At 45.5% G+C, this 19,237-nt stretch carries 18 protein-coding genes; 8 read left to right on the forward strand and 10 right to left on the reverse strand.

The annotated features are described in order from the left end of the window. On the reverse strand, positions 1-767 hold a 767-nt coding region (locus E2K52_RS08925; protein WP_201798515.1), incomplete at its 3' end, for a phage late control D family protein. 249 nt (positions 768-1,016) lie between these two features. Beyond that, a complete protein-coding gene (gene tusA, locus E2K52_RS08930; RefSeq protein ID WP_151204795.1) occupies positions 1,017-1,274 on the reverse strand; it encodes a sulfurtransferase TusA in 258 nt (85 codons plus the stop codon). A 201-nt stretch (positions 1,275-1,475) separates the two neighbouring features. Here tusA and E2K52_RS08935 point away from each other — a divergent pair, with 201 nt between their 5' ends. After that, positions 1,476-2,315: an HlyC/CorC family transporter gene (locus tag E2K52_RS08935; RefSeq protein WP_151204796.1), complete on the forward strand. Its 840-nt coding sequence runs from the start codon at positions 1,476-1,478 to the stop codon at positions 2,313-2,315. Continuing rightward, positions 2,312-3,871 carry an apolipoprotein N-acyltransferase gene (lnt, locus tag E2K52_RS08940; RefSeq protein ID WP_151204797.1) on the forward strand — a complete coding sequence of 520 codons (1,560 nt, stop codon included), beginning with the start codon at positions 2,312-2,314 and terminating at the stop codon, positions 3,869-3,871. The genes E2K52_RS08935 and lnt overlap by 4 nt, the downstream gene beginning before the upstream one ends. Before the next feature lie 56 nt (positions 3,872-3,927). Here lnt and E2K52_RS08945 read toward each other — a convergent pair whose 3' ends face one another. The 3 genes from E2K52_RS08945 to gspF all read right to left on the reverse strand — a co-directional run bounded on the left by E2K52_RS08945 (position 3,928) and on the right by gspF (position 6,300). Further along, positions 3,928-4,263 carry a hypothetical protein gene (locus E2K52_RS08945; RefSeq protein ID WP_151204798.1) on the reverse strand — a complete coding sequence of 112 codons (336 nt, stop codon included), beginning with the start codon at positions 4,261-4,263 and terminating at the stop codon, positions 3,928-3,930. Between the two features lie 284 nt (positions 4,264-4,547). Continuing rightward, positions 4,548-5,015: a type II secretion system major pseudopilin GspG gene (gene gspG, locus E2K52_RS08950; protein ID WP_413772992.1), complete on the reverse strand. Its 468-nt coding sequence runs from the start codon at positions 5,013-5,015 to the stop codon at positions 4,548-4,550. Positions 5,016-5,094: 79 nt separating this feature from the next. Beyond that, positions 5,095-6,300 carry a type II secretion system inner membrane protein GspF gene (gene gspF, locus E2K52_RS08955; protein ID WP_151204799.1) on the reverse strand — a complete coding sequence of 402 codons (1,206 nt, stop codon included), beginning with the start codon at positions 6,298-6,300 and terminating at the stop codon, positions 5,095-5,097. 150 nt (positions 6,301-6,450) lie between these two features. Between gspF and E2K52_RS08960 the strand changes: the two genes are divergently transcribed. From E2K52_RS08960 to E2K52_RS08975, 4 genes are all read left to right on the forward strand, one after another. Continuing rightward, positions 6,451-8,673, forward strand: coding sequence for a primosomal protein N' (locus tag E2K52_RS08960; protein WP_151204800.1), 2,223 nt, complete (start codon positions 6,451-6,453; stop codon positions 8,671-8,673). 70 nt (positions 8,674-8,743) lie between these two features. Beyond that, positions 8,744-10,597, forward strand: a complete 1,854-nt coding sequence (locus E2K52_RS08965) for a cation:proton antiporter (protein WP_151204801.1) — start codon at positions 8,744-8,746, stop codon at positions 10,595-10,597. A 50-nt stretch (positions 10,598-10,647) separates the two neighbouring features. Then, positions 10,648-11,523: an Hsp33 family molecular chaperone HslO gene (gene hslO, locus E2K52_RS08970; protein WP_151204802.1), complete on the forward strand. Its 876-nt coding sequence runs from the start codon at positions 10,648-10,650 to the stop codon at positions 11,521-11,523. Between the two features lie 259 nt (positions 11,524-11,782). Then, complete coding sequence (locus tag E2K52_RS08975; protein WP_151204803.1) at positions 11,783-12,244, forward strand: DUF2147 domain-containing protein; 462 nt, start codon at positions 11,783-11,785, stop codon at positions 12,242-12,244. 187 nt (positions 12,245-12,431) lie between these two features. Here E2K52_RS08975 and E2K52_RS15430 read toward each other — a convergent pair whose 3' ends face one another. Next, complete coding sequence (locus E2K52_RS15430) at positions 12,432-12,611, reverse strand: hypothetical protein (protein ID WP_227548226.1); 180 nt, start codon at positions 12,609-12,611, stop codon at positions 12,432-12,434. A gap of 126 nt (positions 12,612-12,737) precedes the next feature. On the opposite strand from E2K52_RS15430, the gene E2K52_RS08980 reads away from it, so the two are divergent. Both E2K52_RS08980 and E2K52_RS08985 read left to right on the forward strand, forming a co-directional pair. Then, positions 12,738-13,067, forward strand: coding sequence for a chaperone modulator CbpM (locus E2K52_RS08980; RefSeq protein ID WP_151204804.1), 330 nt, complete (start codon positions 12,738-12,740; stop codon positions 13,065-13,067). A 91-nt stretch (positions 13,068-13,158) separates the two neighbouring features. Continuing rightward, on the forward strand, positions 13,159-13,422 hold the full coding sequence (locus E2K52_RS08985) for a YdcH family protein (RefSeq protein WP_151204805.1): 264 nt from the start codon (positions 13,159-13,161) through the stop codon (positions 13,420-13,422). A gap of 89 nt (positions 13,423-13,511) precedes the next feature. On the opposite strand, the gene E2K52_RS08990 is transcribed toward E2K52_RS08985, so the two are convergent. The 4 genes from E2K52_RS08990 to E2K52_RS09005 form a co-directional block, all read right to left on the reverse strand. Next, on the reverse strand, positions 13,512-14,768 hold the full coding sequence (locus E2K52_RS08990) for a magnesium transporter CorA family protein (RefSeq protein WP_151204806.1): 1,257 nt from the start codon (positions 14,766-14,768) through the stop codon (positions 13,512-13,514). 135 nt (positions 14,769-14,903) lie between these two features. Next, positions 14,904-16,991, reverse strand: coding sequence for a polyribonucleotide nucleotidyltransferase (gene pnp, locus E2K52_RS08995; RefSeq protein ID WP_171478832.1), 2,088 nt, complete (start codon positions 16,989-16,991; stop codon positions 14,904-14,906). A gap of 248 nt (positions 16,992-17,239) precedes the next feature. Further along, entirely contained in the window at positions 17,240-17,509 is a 270-nt protein-coding gene (rpsO, locus tag E2K52_RS09000; RefSeq protein ID WP_151204808.1) for a 30S ribosomal protein S15, read from the reverse strand. An 897-nt stretch (positions 17,510-18,406) separates the two neighbouring features. Continuing rightward, positions 18,407-19,237, reverse strand: an 831-nt coding sequence (locus E2K52_RS09005; RefSeq protein ID WP_161981133.1) for an ATP-binding domain-containing protein, incomplete at its 5' end; no start/stop codon positions are given.

The following is a 19,237-nucleotide window of genomic DNA, read 5'->3' on the forward strand; positions in this document are numbered from 1 at the left end:
GTCGGCTGTAACTGTCGCTCGGCAATAAAGCTGGTAATGCTGTCGGCCTGCTCTGTCGCACTGGAACGATGAAAACGGATTGCCCGGCGACGTAGTGCCTGATAGTGGCGATTGTCATCAATCAGTCTGAGCTTTTGCGCTGCAATCGGTGCAGAAGAATGCACGACCATCAGCTCAGACTCATCAATCAGCCAGTTAATCCCTTCACTGCGCCATAAACGGGTTAAAAAATCATAGTCGGTTTCATTCGACTGCATGCTAAAAGGACGCACATCATAAGTCTGCTGTAAACCGGATAAATCTAGCTTAAGTGCAGCGGCAAATAGTGGACTTTTACTCTGCCATTCTTTAAAGATAACTTCAGTAATCTCACGGACATTTTTGTCCATAAATACGCGGCTATTACGGCGTTTATGCCAGAGCGAGGTTGCATCTTCTAGAGTCAGTTTATAAAGCGTTAAGGCTCCATCACTCTGCCCCTGAGCAGCCTGGGTGATAATCCCGGAACTGCGAAACAGTTGCCCCTGATCTGTTACCTGATCGACGGCGACCTGTGTGCCTATAAACTTTTTTAGCGGAATCAAGGCATTGGTAGATAGACAGATGAGTTCAACCTTCACGCCCCGATTCAGAACATGCTGACCATCAATGCGTTGCAGGAAAACTTCTATATTGAGTTGCGGATGAGAAAATTGAACATGTAAAGCACGTTTCTGCGCACTTAAACCCAATTGTTTAAGTACCTGAGCAATAGAAATTCTTATCATTTTTAATTTTTATGACTATTTTTTCGGCATTATAATGAATTTAATTGATTAAGCCTAGCCTGTTTTATCTGACCTGTTTATTTGCTTTCCTTATGAGTTGAGCTTGAAAGTAAAAAATTTTTATTTAATTCTTCTTGTTTTAGTTCAAGCAGGTTTTCTATTTTAAATGCAGAGGGTTTACACAGCCGTAGAACCTGTATGTACTTAAATAGAAAAGGCAAATGATCAAGTTCATCTGCCTAAACCCAATTAGCCTTTCTTCACCAGATAATGAAATTCTTTATTGCCATTTTCATCTAAACGCTCTTCCTGCAACAACAATTCATGCCCCAGATGCATACAGAACTTTGGAATATCCCAAGACGTTGAATTATCCGTTGCAAAAACTTCAATCACATCACCGGCTTTGGATTTACGGATCGCCTGATGCAGCATCATTACCGGCTCGGGACAGCGCAGACCTCGGGTATTTAATTGCAAGCTAGGTGTCATTTCAGCTTCAGACATGGGCAGACTCAGGAGTTTAAAATCGGGCTATTTTAGCATAAAGTGCCCCCGGCATTGCAGCATCCGGTTTTAGTCGGACGGTGAAATACTTGTTGACCCGTCTGATCAGGGTTTTACAGCACAATTACAATAGACAAGTGTATTTTCTGCGGTATGATAAAATCACGTTTTTTTAGATATTAAGAGTCTTTAGGAAAGATCATGCACGAGGAATCAGGCCCGTCGTGGGGTATGCGCGGCTTACGTAAATGGCTGGGAACTGCACCCGAAACTCGCGACGAACTGCTAAAACTAGTACAAGATTCACGTCGATTTTTAGAACCCGATACTGTTGCCATGCTTGAAGGCGTTCTTGATCTGCCTGCAACCAAAGTTCGCGAGGTCATGACGCCAAGAACATCCATGATCAGCTTGCAAGAAGATGATGAGTTGCTGGATATTCTGCATGTTCTGGTGGAGTCCGCACACTCACGTTTCCCGGTCTTTTCATCGGATCAGCCAGATAATGTGGTGGGTATTCTGCTGGCCAAGGATTTATTGCCGTTTCTGACCGAGCCATCTGCAAAAGTGGATATCCGTGCGTTGATGCGTCAGCCGCTGTTTGTACCAGAAAGTGCGCGTTCGGATCAGCTTCTGCGCATGCTGAAAAATACCCAGACTCATATTGCCATCGTCATCGACGAATATGGCACCACCTCTGGTCTGGTGACCCTGGAAGATATTCTGGAAGAAATTGTCGGCGAAATTGAAGATGAGCATGACAATGCGGATGAAGAATCACAATATATCGTACCCGATCAAGATCCAGCGACCGCCAACACCTGGATTGTTCAGGCGCTGACCCCGATCGAGTATTTTAATACGATGCTGGATACCCAGTTCTCAGATGATGAAGTGGAAACCATGGGCGGATTATTGCTACAGGAAATTGGTCTGGTAAGTGATCTGGAAGGTCAGGTGATTGAACTGGACAACTGGCAATTTACCATTCTTGCAGCAGATTCCCGTTCTATTCATCTGATTCGAGCAGTACGCCAATGAGAGCGTCTTTTGACAAGTTAATGCATACTTCATCGCCACAAAAACCATTACCTCTGATTTATCCATTATTGATTGCCCTGTTTGCAGGGGCCATATTCAGCTTAGCATTGGCACCTTATCATTACTGGTGGCTGGCCATTTTGTCCCCTGCATTGCTCTATGCCTGTGTACGCGGACGTAGTGCCAAACAAGCATTCGGTATCGGCTGGGCTTATGGAATCGGCCTCTGGTTTGTGGGAGCGTTCTGGCTATATACCTCTATCCATGTCTATGGTGATACCAGCGCGGTTATGAGTCTAGTCATGATCCTGATCATGGCCATGGTCATGGGTTTATTTACAGCGGTTCAGACCTTTGTTTATCGCCGTTTTTTCCCGGAAACCCCGCTCACGTTTGCCCCACTGTGGGTACTTTTTGAATGGGCAAAAACCTGGGTATTTACCGGTTTTCCGTGGCTCTTTGTCGGCTATGCCTTTACCGAGCGCTACCTGGATGCCTATGCGCCATTATTTGGGGTATTCGGGGTGTCGTTTGTGGTCATCGTTCTGGCATGTGCGCTGGTCGAAATTCTGAACAAACGCTTTTTCTGGGCTATTCCTTCAGCCATCTTGTTATTGGGTGCATGGGGCGCAGCACAACTGAGCTTTGTCGAGCAAAAAAATCAGAAGCCTTTAACGGTTTCCCTGATTCAAGGCAATATTCCTCAGGATCTGAAATGGTTAACCGAATATCAGGTTAAAACCCTGCTGATCTATGCCAATCTGAGCAAAACCGAATGGGGACGTGATCTGATTGTCTGGCCTGAGTCCTCAATTCCCATGTTCCAGACCGATATTCAGGAATTTTTAGAGTCCATGAAAGTACAGGCAGAAAAGTCAGGTACAGCATGGATTACTGGAATCCCGTACTGGGATCTGGAAGAGTCCAAGACAGCAGGCTATCCAAAATATTATAACAGTATTATGGCCACAGGTGAGGAGTCTAGCGGACTTTATAAGAAACAGCGTCTGGTGCCGTTTGGTGAATATATCCCCCTCTCCGGCTGGTTAAGCTGGGTTTTGCCTGGCCTGCAAAATGACCCGTCTATGAGTGGTTTCTCACGTGGTGCTGATAACCAGCAGCCGCTGAATGTGAAAAATCAACATCTGGGTTCGGCCATCTGTTATGAAGTGGCTTATCCCAATTTAACCCGTCGTAATGCCAGTCAGAGCGATTTTCTGGTCACTGTTTCAAATGATGCCTGGTTTACCGGTACAGCAGGCCCATTGCAACATTTACAGATGGTACAAATGCGGGCCAAAGAAAATGGCCGCTGGTTTATTCGCGCCACCAATACCGGGGTAACTGCGTTTATTGATCACAAGGGGCATATTGTGAAAAAAGCCCCAATGGATCAGGAAGCCATATTACGGGGTGAACTTCCAGCCATGCAGGGCCAAACCCTGTATACGAAACTCAGCGATTGGCCTGTCATGATCTTCTCAGCTCTGCTATTGCTAGTCGGCTGGCGTTTCCGTCCGCGTAAGGTAGATGTCAGCTTCAAGTCGAGACGGTAATTGAAAAAAGAAAACAAAAAACCGGGACTATAGTCCCGGTTTTTTCATTTCAGTATTTAGAGTTGAGTCGCCAAATAAGAGATCATACTGGCCAGAGTGAGCATCGGTACATGACGATAAATGTAAACGACTGCCTGTTCAAATGCTGAGCTTTGCTCGGCCTGAATGCGAATAACACTCACATTTAATGCTGACCAGAAACAGAGAGCCATTAAACTGCTCATCACACTGATGGCAAAGAAAGCCACCATAATCTGGCTGCTACCTTCGGTGTTCTGCCATAAATGAACGATTCCCTGACTGACCGGCAACATGCTTAAAACCAGAAGAACAGATTTCAGCATCAACCAGTGAAATTGGTTGATTTCATCTTTCAAGATAAATGCTTTCATATGTTTCTCCGTTGGCGAGTCAGGTGCCTTTCAGAGCATTATGAGCTTTTTCAAATAAATAGAAAGTGTAGCTTTATTCATATCTTACGAGAATTGTAATAGATAAACATGGGAATAATTCTTATTATAACTCGCATATCGTTTCTATTACTTAATTTATATATTTTTCAAAAACTTATATTATATTTTATAATTAATACCTATTATCACTTCACTGAATACAAAGATAAGCGATAAAGTGAAGTGATATATTCCATTCAGTGAGAATTTATAATGATTCTCGATTAAGGCTGATAATAAATATCGCTATCCGTTCCATCCCCACCGGCCTGACCATCTGCCCCAAATGAGTACAGATCAAAAGCACGGCCCTCGGTTCCCGGCATCACATATTGCAGTTCATTTTCCCAACTGTCTTTTGGATAGCCCCCTTTAACATAACCGCCCGGTAGCCAGTTTTTTGCAGTTGCCGGCTGATTCACCAGAGCATCCAGCCCCCCGTCCTGCATACTTGGATATTTACCATTATCGAGCTTATATTGATCCAGTGCACCTGCAATACTTTGCAGTTTGATGACGGTTGTATCGACCTTGGCTTTTTCACCCCGCCCCATCACATTCGGTACAATCAGTGCTGCCAGCACTCCCAGAATCACAATCACCACCATGACTTCAATCAGGGTAAAACCTGCAGCCCTCTTGATTGGCATCGTATTTGGAAGACCTTGTCTCTGGTTCAGATTCCTTTTCATTTAATCTCTCGCATGTGTTTATATCGTTCAGAATATTCGGCTTCAGGTCAAGCACCTGAAAATTTTAACCGGTTTCTGTTTAAATCATATTATTCATATTTACAATGGGCAGCATCACTGCAATCACAATCACCAAAACAATACTGGCCATCAGCACCAACATCAGCGGTTCCAGTAAAGCCAGCAAGGTTGAGATCAGGGTAGTGACTTCACGGTCCTGCATCTGAGAAGCCCGATCCAGCATCCGGTCCAGTTCACCTGAGGCTTCACCACTTTTGATCATTTGTACCATCATCGGTGGAAAATAACCACTGCGATCCAGCTGGGTTGCCAGGTTGCCGCCTTCGGTGACTTTTTCAGCGGCCAGATTTACCGCATCACGGATCACCCAGTTGTTACTGACGGCTGCACCAATCCGCAAAGCATCGACCAGCGGCACACCGGACTGGGTCAAAATGGATAAGGTACTGGCAAAACGCGCGGCATTAATGCCCCGGGATAATTTTCCAAACAAGGGCAACTTTAAGGTCAGGCGGTCAAAGGCATAATGCCCGGCGGTACTTCTTAAAAAACGTACCAGCAGGAAGAAACTGGTGATACTGCCTATCAGTAAAAATGGCCAGGCAATCCGGATAAAATCACTGGCTTTCATTAAAGCGACAGTAATCCACGGCAAGGCATCCTTGCTCTGGTCAAAAGTCTTGACAATATCCGGCACCACATAGGTCATCAAACCCATCACAATCGCAAAAGACATCAACAGCAGAATAATCGGGTAGATCATGGCACCCTGAATTTTTTTCTGCATGGCGAAACGGTTTTCCGTATAATCTGCCAGTTGATCCAGAATCAGATCCAAATGTCCGGAGCGCTCCCCGGCGGCAATCGTCGCGGTATACAGTTCAGGAAAACGTCCCGACTGCTGTAAGGCCTGAGCCAGGCTATGTCCTTCCAGCACTTTGGAGCGCACCGACATCAGCAGGTTTTGCACATGGACTTTTTCACTCTGTTTACCAACGGCACGAATGGCTTCTTCCAGCGGAATGGCAGCCGCCACCAACACGGCTAATTGCCGGGTCATCAAGGCCAGATCATAGGCTGTGATACTTTTTTCAAACCATTTACGCTGATAGTGCTGGTCTTTTTTCTCGACCGGATCGACAGAGACCGGAACCAGTGCCTGATCTCTAAGCTGCTGCCGGATCTGACGTGCAGAATCTCCCTCAAGCACGCCCTTTTGCTGCTTTCCTGAAGCATCAAGCGCAATAAACTGATATGCAGGCATTGTAATGCTCTAATTTTCCAAAATTTTTGCTTAACGCGGTTGCGTCAGACCACCGAAATCATTCATATTCTTTCATATAAATTATCCGCTCACTCTAACACAACTGAACTTTGAGCACGACGAAATTTCATCAGGACCTCTTTCATCATTATGCCGAATTCTGCTCCCCCTTCTGTACCTGTTCACCGTGTTCGCGTTGCGGTACCGGTACGTCTGTTTGATTGTTTTGACTACAGTTTAAGTCAGGAACAATATCAACAGGCCGAAGTCGGTGCCCGGGTGGCGGTTTCCTTTGGCCGGCAGAATCTGGTCGGTGTGATTACCGAAAAGCTGCCGCTGGATGCGCCGATTGATCCCAGTTTCAAGCTTAAGTCGATTACGGAGCTCCTGGATGAACGCGCCATTTTAGATGCTAAAGTTTTAAGTTTGTTGACATGGTCCGCACAATATTATCAATTCCCGATCGGTGAAGTGATCCAGACCGCACTGCCGACATTATTACGTCAGGGAAAACCCTATAATCTGCTGGCCCGGACCTGGAAGCTTCTAGAGCATGAGGCCGAAGCCAAAATTCGCCGCTCCGAAAAACAGCAGGAAGCTTACCGGATTTTAAAACTGCATCCGGTCGGTACGACTGAAAATGTCCTCAATCTGGCCGGGATTGAAACCGCCACATTAAAAGCCCTGGAAAAAAAAGGCATTTGTTGCTGTGTACTGGAGCAGCAGGATTTCAGTCCTCAGCCGATGCGGCTGGCACAGATGCCACTGACAGCCAATCCTGAACAAAAGCATGCGATTCAGCAAATCCTCAAATACTGCAAGAAATATCAGGCTTTTTTACTGGATGGCCTGACTGGAAGCGGAAAAACTGAGGTCTATTTGCAGGTTATGCAGCAAGTGCTGAAGCAAGGCCAGCAGGTGCTGGTGCTGGTGCCCGAAATTGGCCTTACCCCCCAAACGATTAGCCGCTTTCAGTCCCGTTTTCATTGTCATATTGCCCTGCTACACTCCGGGCTGAATGACAGCAAGCGTTTGCAAGCCTGGCAGGCCGCTGAAACTGGTAAAGCTTCGATCATACTGGGCACACGTTCCGCCATTTATACGCCAATGCCGAATCTGGGCCTTATCATTCTGGATGAAGAACACGATCTGTCCTTTAAACAACAGGAAGGTTTTCGCTATCACGCCCGTGATGTTGCACTGTATCGGGGGCATTTACAGCAATGTCCGGTGATTCTGGGTTCAGCAACCCCCAGTATTGACAGTTATGCGCTGGTTCAGCAAGGCAAAATGCAGGTGCTGGAACTCAATCAACGTGCCGGCAGCGCCTTAATGCCCAAAATCCATATTCTGGATTTAAAAGTCGCCCAAAAACAGCATGGCATCAGTCTGCACCTGATTCAGGAAATTAAAAAACGCCTGGCTAAAAAAGAGCAGGTGCTGGTCTTTCTTAATCGTCGGGGCTATGCCCCGGTACTGATCTGTGGTAGTTGTGGCTGGCAGGCCCAGTGTCCACATTGTGATGCCAATTTCACTGTACACCGCCAACCGTATCAACATTTGCACTGTCATCACTGTGGCACCATTCATCGTCTACCTGAACAATGTCCGCAGTGCCAGCATACCGAGCTGGTGACTTTAGGCATGGGCACCGGCAAAGTTGAAGAACATCTGAATGAGCTTTTTCCCGATTCTGAAGTGATCCGGGTCGACCGGGATTCCACCAGCCGGGTGGGCAGCTGGCAAAAAATCTATGACAAGATACAAAAAAGCGAGCCGGCTATTCTGCTCGGTACCCAGATGCTGGCCAAGGGACATCATTTTCCTTATGTCACGCTGGTCGCCATTCTGGATATTGATTCCGGTTTGCTCAGTGTCGATTTCCGGGCCACTGAACGTACTGCACAGCTGATCATCCAGGTGGCAGGACGGGCAGGACGTGGTGAGCATAAGGGCGATGTCTATTTACAGACGCTCAGACCGGATCATGCCTTACTGAATACGCTGGTTAATGAAAACTACCGCGCTTTCGCCAAGCAGACGTTAACCGAACGGCAAATTGCCCAGATGCCACCGTTTCGTTATGCCGTGCTGATCCGCTGTGAATCCAGAGATCAGGCACAAAATACTGAATTCTTACAGAAACATGCGGCCCTACTCAGGCAATATCCTGATCTGGTACTGGATATCTGGGGGCCGATTCCTGCCCCTATGGAACGTAAGGCCGGACGCTATCAATCACATATGGTCCTGCTGTCTGCAGATCGTGCCCGTTTGCATTATTATGTCAGGAGCTGGTGGCAGAACCTGTTGCAGGAAAAGCCTTCCAGCATGAAACTGACCCTGGATATTGATCCGCAGGAACTCAGTTAAGACCATTGAAGCTGTCTGTATAAATGAAAGCTCAAGCGGATCGGATGAAAATAAAATTTAAGGCGGAAAAATGTCGATACTGTTGCAAATAACACTGGTCCTGGCAATGGCACTGATCATCGTGCCTCTGAGTAACATGCTCAAATTGCCCAAGGTCCTGGGCTATCTGTTAACAGGCCTGATCTTGGGACCCAGCGTTTTCACGCTGATCCAGTCGCCCACCCTCCTACACAGCTTTATAGAGCTGAGCCTGCTGGGGCTGCTGTTCTGGATCGGGCTGCAACTTCGACCTCAGCGTATCCTGCAAATTCCCCAGTCCAGCTGGATCATGGCCAGTTTACTCGTATTCGGTTCCACCCTGTTTTTTAGCCTGATGGCCTGGGCATTCTGGCAGCAACAGCTCTTGGTCAGTGTAGTCATCGGACTGGCCGGCAGCCTGTCTGCAATGACTTTGGTGACCCAGTACCTGAACGATCAGGAACAGCTGGCCAGCAGTACCGGTCAAACCACCTATTCCATTTTATTGATTCAGGCCCTGCTGGCAATTCCAGTATTGGCAGCGATTCCTTTATTTGCTGGCATCAACTCGACCGAACATGGCGTGGCTTATTTTGCCGCTATCATGACCACGTTTAGCGGCCTGTTCCTGTTCAATCATTATCTGATGCGACCTCTTTATCGCTGGATTGTAAAAACAGGCAGCCATGATTTACATATGCTGGTGGCTATGGTCATCATGCTGGCTCTATTGGCCCTGATGCATACCTTGGGGCTCAGCCTGTTTCTGGGTGCCCTGTTTGCCGGGATTCTGCTAGCGGACTCCGATTTTCGTCAAACGGTAGAAAGCAGTATCCAGCCCTTTAAAGGTATCGTGATTGGTCTGGCATTTATTGGACTGGGCATGTCCTTAGATGTTCAGGAACTATTTGATTTCCCCCTCACCATTCTGGCTGGTACGGCGGCCTTGATGCTGATCAAATTTCTGCTTGGGCTAGGCTTGGCACGTTATTATCATCAAGCATGGCGCAAGTCTGCCCTGCTGGCTGTCAGTCTTGCCCAAGGTGGCGAGTTCGCCTTTATCGCCTTGGTGATGGCAAGCACTCACCAGCTTATGGATCAGGTCTTAGTATCTAGCCTTCTGTGGATGGTCAGCCTGTCGATGTGCTTGACACCGTTATGCTATCGGCTGCTGCATAGCCAAATTCTGCCGCGGCTGGACCGGCAGAATCATCTGGCGGCTACTTTTAATACCGAGAGTGTGCCCTCTCCACCCACGCCGGTTCTGCTGATCGGATTTGGGCGTTTTGGTCAGATCATCGCACGAATTTTAAGACAGCAACAACAAGCTTTCAGCGTCATGGACAGTCATGTCGAAGCCAGCCATGTGCTGTCTGAATATCATATTCCGTTTTATCAGGCCAATGCCACCGAACCGCACAGTCTGCATCGGGCCGGCATTGAACAGGTGCAGCATGTTATCGTGGCAATAGATGACATTGAAGACAATTTGCTGGTGGTCCGGCATCTGCGGCTGAATTATCCAGACATGACCTTATGGGTACGTGCCCGTGACCGTCATCATGTACAGTTACTGCGAGACCTCGGTGTAGAACGGATCTGGCGGGAAACCTATGCCTCTGCGCTGGAACTCGGCCAGGCCCTGCTGGAAGATTTAAATCCTGAAACGGAAGCGGACTTTTCGCAGTTTATCCAGACCTTTCGCCAACATGATGAAAACCTGCTCAGGCGTCAGTATACTTTAGACAGCGAAGATGGCCTGCATAGTGACCAACATCGGCATCATCTGGCAGAGCTGGAATATTTGTTCAGTCAGGAGCCGCTACACACACTGCAACCAGATACACAGCAGCAACAGGACATCAACCGCTCAGGAATTGATGCGACAAGAGATGATCTGGCATAACTTGTGTTTTACAATAGTGTCACCATTAAAGCAGGGTTATGGAGAATTTTATGTCTGATTTACGCCAACGCTTTTTTATTGAAGATAGCCCTGTTCGTGGTGAAGTGGTGCATCTTGAAGAAGCTTTACAAACTATTTTAGCCCAGCGCGACTATGCGCCTGCCGTTAAAATCCTGTTGGGTGAGATGCTCAGTGCGACAGCACTGCTGGCGAGCACTTTAAAAATCAAAGGGCGGATCAGTCTGCAAATTCAGGCCTCTGGTACGTTTAAATGGGCCATGGCTGAATGTAACCATTTGGGTGAAGTGCGTGCGCTGGCAGATTATGAAGAAGATCCACATTTCCAGCAGGCGAACGACAGCAGTACGGTACTGAAAACCCTGATCAATCCGGTACTGTTTATTAATATTGAGCCTGAATTGGGTGAGCGTTATCAGGGGATTGTTCCTCTGGATCAGGAAAATCTGGCGGGCTGCCTGATGCAGTACTATGACCTGTCTGCCCAGATTCCGACCCGCATTGTCCTGGCCAGTGATCACCAGCGTGCAGGCGGCTTATTGATCCAGCTTCTCCCCCGCAATAGTGAAGAAGAACAGCGCCGTGTGGATGAAGACCTGTGGCCGCGTCTGACCATCTTGACCGAAACCTTAAAGCTGGAAGAGCTGATCAGTCTGGAAGCCAACGAAATTCTTTACCGTTTATATAATGAAGAAGAAGTTCGCCTGCCCGAAATAGAACAGCTGAAGTTTGGCTGTACCTGTTCTAAAGAACGTTGTGCAGTTGCTTTACAGCAGATTGGGGTCGAATCAGTACGTGAAACCCTGGAATTCCAGAATCCGATTGAAATGGACTGCCAGTTCTGTAACAGCCATTACACCTTTACTGCTGAAGAAGCATTAGGCCTGTTTGGCGAACACCTAAGTTAAATCAGTTTCAAAAAAAAAAGCATTCGTCAAGAATGCTTTTTTTTATTTATATTTCGATAACATCGTTGCAAATTTCCTCTTTTAAATAAAACCGACCTTTTGATTTGTTAATAATTAATTACCTTATAACAAACACCATTCACTTTATTTTAAATAAGCGAGACATCTATCACTGTTTATGGTGTTGATTTTGTTAATGATTGCAAATAAATTAGAGTAATAAATCTAATACGGATAATCATTAGTCAACAGGCAAGTTATGATGAAAAATTTAAATCGTTTAATAATGGGGTTCACCTTGGCAACAGCGGCAAGTTTAAGTATTGCAGCCGATGATCCATTACTGGGGAAATGGAAAACGATTGATGATCAATCTGGATATTCACGTGCAGATGTTGAAATCCGTAAAAAACCTGATGGCAGCTATGAAGGCATCATCGTCGAAACTCGCAGTTTGCCGGGTGCAGAAAAAATGGGGATCTGCCATAAGTGTCCAGGTCAGCTCAAGAACAAGCCTTTCCTAGGTTTGCCATTTATCTGGGATTTTAAAGCAGACCCAAAAAAGCCGCGTGAATACCATGATGGCAAGGTTTTAGATCCGATCAGCGGTAAAGTCTACAAGGGCAAGGCACGTTTAAGTGCCAACGGTAAACGTCTAACCTTACGCGGCTATGTCGGAGTTTCAGTTATTGGTCGTAGCGTAACTTGGGTAAAATACTAATTCTCTAAGCTTTTTAAAGCTCCTCTTGCAGGGGCTTTTTTATTGGTCATGTTTTGAAACAATAAGGTACAAATAATAACTGTTTCAATATTCAGAAAATCACAATAATGGTTGGAAGGCGGTTAATTTTTATTCAAAAATGATGATCAAGCTTCAGTCTCGGCTTCAATTGCTTTGGATGGTTCAATTACAGTTCAAAGTTGGCATCTGTTTCTTCTACCAAGTGACTAAGAAGGGATGCAGGAGCGCAGGTCACAGTACCCGCATAGAAACTCGACAGCTTGCTCTTAAACATATGAAGTCTGACCGTTTTAAAGGCAAAGCTCCAGAGGAGACCCTGTCGGGTTTCATCTTGTTTCATTTCCAAGCTTTGGCAGCTGCTATAGCATGCCATTGGGGGCAGAGCAGCGAGATTTGAGCCACTTAAGCTTATCTCACTCTTCAGCATCATTTCCTGTTGAAGCTCTCGCCTGGCTGTTTAAGGAGTAAACCTATGACTACAATTCAGTATCAAGAGAATTTCTCACACGGTTCTATCCCTTCTGAAATTATGGATGATCGCACCTTTGATTTGATTCATTTTTCTGAAGTCTGCGGCCAAAGTCCGGAATGGGTCATGCAGCTGATAGAACATGGCATTTTACCGGATCGCTCCACCACACAAACGAGCTTCTTTTTAGGTGAGGATATTTCGTGTGCACAACGTGCTTACCGTCTGCAGCGCGATTTTGACGCTTCTTTCAGTGCAGTGGCAATGATGCTGGACCTGATTGATGAGGTACAGGAATTGCGCCGTGAGATTAAACACTTACATTTTAAATAGGCCTTTTCTCATGCCCTGTTCCTATTCAAATTGCTGAATCAAGTCAGGGCATAGTATGTTTTTCTTTGATTTTGAGAGTTCCTGAATTTCTATGAAGACTAAAGACTGCAATAAAAAAATGAAATATATGTTTCCCGAATATCGCGATTTAATTGTGCAGCTTCGCGAAGAAAATCCACATTTCGCCCGCCTGTTTGAAGAGCATAATGAGCTGGACAAAAAGATTGTCCAACTTGAGCTCGATCCGGTGAATCATGTGAATAATGACATTGAAGTCATTAAACGTAAAAAGCTTAAACTCAAAGATGAAATTTACCGTCTCCTGAAAAATGCAGAAGCTGATCCTCTGGAGTAAGACTCATCCTTAAAATGTAGCGCTTCATCCGGTTTAGCTATTAAGCGCAATCGGCATTTTTAAAGATCGTCTGGCAGAGATACATTTTTCTATTTCAGGCGGCTAAACTTTTCCATCATTTTCATGGTCTTCACTGTGCCTTTGACGGTTCCGGTCAGGCTGTGTTTAATCGGCTCATAGCCGATAAACCAGAGTAAGTTCATTTGCTGATTCACCTGTTCCTGCGCCAGCATATCAATCACACTTTTTTCACCACGTCCCACCAGATGCCGGCGATAAAAATAATAAATGAGCAAGACGGTAGTGATCAGCATAATCCCCAGCATGATCCAGAAGCCTGTAGGCGACTTGAGTCCGGGAATATATTCAAAGTTCATGCCGTAAATACCGGTCAGCAAGGTCAACGGTGCAAAGATCGCCGTGATGATGGCCAGAATACGCATATTCTCATTGGTCTGGTTGGCAACTGCGGAAAAATGTAAGTCAATCGCCGTTTGTACTGCTCCACGCAAACGTGTGGTGTGTTTTTGAATTCTTTCGATATGGCTGGTCAAGTCATCCACCCGTATCAGCATGATTTCCTGCTTTTCATTGCGTTTTTTTCCTTTAAGATGCGGATAATTATCCACAATCTCATCGCGTAGTTCCTGCAGAATTTCAATTTGTTCTTCACATAAATTTTCTACCTGCTGGAAAGCCATATTTTCCTGTAACAGCTGATGCCATTTGGTAAAGCGGCGATGCCCCTGCAAGAGTTCCTGTTGCCAGAACTCTACCCGCTTGGTCAACGGAGTACGCAGATCCAGATAACCGTCCACCATGTTATTCAGCAAACGCAAGGTTAAATCTAGCGGAGTAGCCGGCAGTTTGCGTGGCTTATAATGCTCTTCAACTGGGCGGGCCAGCAGTGTGCTAATGCGCTGGATATAACTCTCGACTTCTTTATTGCCCTGTTCGCGTATGCTGACCAGCACCTGCGGTGTCATGATCAGGCTCACTGGAGTGGTGGCCAGACCAAACACCCGTTCGTGTTTTTCATGAATCTGGGATTCCAGCTTGATCTGATCCTGCGGACTGATCAGCTTACGGAAAATCAGCAGGTCATAATCTTCCAGCGTATCAAAAGTGCAAGGATGTTCCAGATTTAAAATATCACGCAGATGGTATTCATTGACCCAAAGCCCGGTTTTGGCATACAACTCCTGCTGCCATTGCTCGGCCCGGTTGACCACATCTTCACGGGTACAATCCAGCCAGATAAAAGCAGGCTCAAGCTCAGGATTTAGGTGATCATGCACATAAATATGCTGGCTAGTGGAATGATGATAGAAATAATACTCTTGCATATCTCAATTATTATTTTGCAGATTTTATTACATCATGCCATAAAAAAGCCCTGTGCAAACCCAAGTCATCACTCAGGTCATACACAAGGCTGATTTTTCAATTCACATCAGCTTACTGATGTGAATGTTTAAAGATTAAGCTTGTTCGATGTCTTTCATCGTCAATTTGATACGGCCACGGTTGTCAACATCGGCAACCTGTACTTTCACTTCCTGACCTTCTTTCAATACATCTGTCACGTTCGCAATACGTTCGTTCGAGATTTGAGAGATATGCAGCAAGCCATCTGTACCCGGAAGGATATTAACGAAAGCACCGAATTCAACGATACGAATTACTTTACCCGTGTAAATTGTACCCGGTTCAATTTCAGCAGTCAGTGCCTGGATCTTGGCAATAGCCGCTTGTGCAGCAGCTTTAGTTTCACCAAATACACGTACTGTCCCGTTATCTTCAATATCGATTGCAGCTTTGGTCTCCTCAGTGATCTGACGAATAGTTGCACCACCTTTACCAATCACGTCACGGATCTTGTCCGGGTTGATATTGATGACCTGGAAGGTCGGCGCATGCATCGAAATCTCTGGACGTGCACGTGAAATCACCTGATTCATTTCGTTCAAGATATGCATACGACCCGCATAAGCCTGGTTTAATGCAGACTCCATGATCTCTTCAGTAATCCCTTCGATCTTGATGTCCATTTGTAGCGCAGTAATACCATTTGCAGAACCTGCGACTTTAAAGTCCATATCACCCAGGTGATCTTCATCACCCAAGATGTCAGAAAGAACTGCGTAACGCTCGCCTTCTTTCACCAGACCCATTGCAATACCGGCAACTGGTGCTTTCAGTGGCACACCTGCATCCATCAGAGATAGAGAAGCACCACATACGGACGCCATTGAAGACGAACCGTTTGATTCGGTAATGTCAGATACAATGCGGATCACATACGGGAAGCGGTCAGCGGCAGGAAGAACGGCTTGAACACCACGACGCGCCAGACGGCCATGACCGATTTCACGACGTTTAGGACCAGATTCACGACCAGTTTCACCCACAGAGTATGCAGGGAAATTGTAGTGAAGCATGAAGTTATCAGTTTTCGTACCTGCAAGGGTATCCACCATCAACGCATCACGGGTATTACCCAGAGTTGTGGTTACCAGTGCCTGAGTTTCACCACGTGTGAACAATGCAGAACCGTGAGCACGGTCCAGTACACCCACTTGTACGTCGATTGCACGAACAGTTTTGGTATCACGTCCATCAATACGTGGCTTACCAGACAGGATGTTGTCACGTACGGTACGGTATTTAAGATCTTCAAATAATTCGTTGACTTCGTCAGCCAGACCGGTTTCGTCATTTTCTGGAACGAACTGAGCTAAGGCTTCTAGCTGAAGTGCATCAAGTGCCGCATAACGGTCCTGTTTGATTGCAATCGTATAAGCTTCAGAAATTTTCGCTTCGAATGCTTCTTTCAATTTGCCAAGAAGTTCTTCGTTTTTAACCGGAGCCACCCAAGTTGACTCAACTGCACCAGCAGCTGCAGCAAATTCTTTGATCGCCTGGATCGCAATCTGCATTTCGTCATGACCGAACAATACAGCACCCAGCATCTGGTCTTCTGAAAGTTCTTTCGCTTCAGATTCAACCATCAGTACTGCAGATTCTGTACCGGCAACCACAAGATCAAGATCAGACTCTTTGAGTTGTTCTAGGTTCGGGTTCAGAATATATTCGCCGTTGATCAAACCTACACGTGCGCCGCCGATTGGACCACGGAACGGTGTACCTGCGATAGACAATGCCGCAGATGTACCCAACATTGCAGCAATGTCAGCATCCATCGTTTTGTCAGAAGAAATAACAGTTGCGGTGACCTGAATTTCGTTGAAGTAACCTTCCGGGAACAACGGACGAATTGGACGGTCAATTAAACGTGAAATTAAAGTTTCAGCTTCAGACTGACGACCTTCACGCTTGCCATAACCACCCGGGATACGACCAGCAGCATATTGCTTTTCTTGGTAGTTAACAGTTAAAGGGAAGAAGTCTTGACCTACTTTTGCTTTAGGTTGTGCAACAACTGCTACAAGCACCTGTACACCACCCATGGTGATTACGACACTGTTTGCCTGACGGGCCACACGACCGGTTTCTAAAGTTACAGTGTGCTGACCGAATTGAAATTCTTTACGAACAATATTAAACATCGACATGTTTTATTTTTTCCTGATTTTATTCTAGTGGAGACCCCTAAGGTTTGGCATTCACAGTACAGAACCGAGTAAATGACAAAGCTTAGAAGCCGACCTCACCAGAAATAAACATGATTTTTAAACACAAAGAAGGAGCGAAACATTCGCCCCTTCCTCTAACCTGACATTTGCCAGGTCGAACTTTGTTTTCATCAATATGGCATTCAAAATGCAATAATCCGAAAATAAAGATTTAAATCGAATTAACGACGTAAACCTAAAGCAGCAATCAAAGCGCCGTAACGAGTAGTGTCTTTACCTTTAAGGTAGTCAAGAAGCTTACGACGTTGGTTAACCATACGGATCAGACCGCGACGGCTATGGTGGTCGTGTTTGTGCTCTTTGAAGTGACCTTGTAAGTCATTGATTTGAGCAGTCAAAAGAGCTACTTGAACTTCTGGGGAACCCGTGTCGTTTTCAGCGCGAGCAAATTTAGCGATGATCTCTGCGCGATCTGCGTTTGTTAAAGCCATTCGATTTCTCCGAGATGCTTATATATCTTGATAAAAATCAAAGTAATGAGAATTCAAGACCTTGACTGCCGTGCATCACTACAGCAAGTTGCATATTTTAAGGGAAATTCAGCCAGATTGCAAAAATAGATCCGGCTTTTATCAATAGATGCCAGACTATTTTTCTTTGTTTCTGTCATCTTTGCTTCAATTCAAGCAGTCATACCCTACAGTGATTTTTTATAAAGCCCAGAAGAAATGGCTTTACATGCCATAAACCTGATGAGGTCAAATACAAAAACGAGAATATTTAATATAAAAGTTTTTAAGCCGCGCATGCAGTGATAAACATCGATAAAAAAAAGCCCGAGTAAACTCGGGCTTTTTCGCGCTGTGGTCTCTTCTTTATCATATTATTTATTGTATTTTTTATTGCGTTTTAGGCTTATTATTATGTTAAAGATACATCCTGTAATTTAACAATCATCGTCCTGATGTGGTAGATTTTGCCATAATCGAGAATTAGAACTAGAGGTGTTTATCCTCTGTACGTGTAAGCCATTTCATACAATAAGTTACGCAAAACTTGCACAATGTTACACTAGTAACCTACTTAATTACCCGGCTTACGAAATTTTATTGAGTAATTTTCTGTACTTAAATAATTCATTAAAATCAAAATTCATTAAAAGCAGGCAATAAAAAAGCCCTGTAGTCTCTCCCAAAACTACAAGGCTTAGCGGCTGTAAGTTTCCTCATTCACTTACTTCACTGTAAGTTCGCTGTCGTTAGACATTCTTGTTGTTATTATGCGATTTATATTCAACTTTCCTTGTTGAACTCTTTGTGTGACCAATCTTCTCAAATCTTATGCAAAAGCTCTATGCGGCAATTTCCTGAATGCTTGTAAGCTTTTACCTACAAAGACTTCGTCTTTTTTGCCAACAAATTACTACAACATTCAATAATTTTTAAACTCAGACCACTGTGCCGTGTGGTTTTTACACAGAGGGCCTGTATAAAGGCCTCCTGATCAACCAGCAAGCTTACTATTTTTTTTGCCCGGGTAATCGCGGTATAAATCAGCTCCTTACTGAGCAGACTTTTGGCCTGCTGATCCAGCGCGACCGCAGTATGGGTAAATTCTGAACCTTGTGACTTGTGAATGGTCAGGGCAAATGCGGTTTCGATATTCTTGGGTAAACGCGTAGCAGGCACCCATTTTTCCAGACTGGGGAAATATACTTCAAACTGGGCCTGATCCTGCTGCTCTCGCCAGAAACAGATGCCGATATCGCCATTAGACAGGCCCAACTGGTAGTCATTATAGGTCATCATCACCGGACGGCCTTTATACCATTCCCCTTGCTTTAGCTGTGCTGAGGCCTGTAAAAAGCGCTGCTCCATCTGCTGATTAATCTTGTTTAGCCCGAAGTCTCCATGCCGGATAGCCGTTAAAATCCGGTAATCATCAAAGCAGCTGACGACCTGCTGGACATAGGCTTTAAAATTAGTGGATGAATCACCTAAGACAGCCTTGACATAGGCCTGATAGCCATACATCAGCTGCGCATAATACTGCTCCAACATTAATGGATCGGGTTTCGCTTCACGCTTTGGTAAATATTGCAATTGCAGCAGGTCAACAGGCACCTGCTCGGGTTGAATGGCCTGAAGCTCTCTTTCCTGGACAATGGCCTGCTCAAAGTGGCTGAGTACCATTGAAGGCGGGTGTGACTGCTGGATAAA

The organism is Acinetobacter sp. RF14B, assembly GCF_006864105.1.
In the GTDB taxonomy this organism is placed as follows: Bacteria; Pseudomonadota; Gammaproteobacteria; order Pseudomonadales; family Moraxellaceae; genus Acinetobacter; species Acinetobacter lwoffii_C.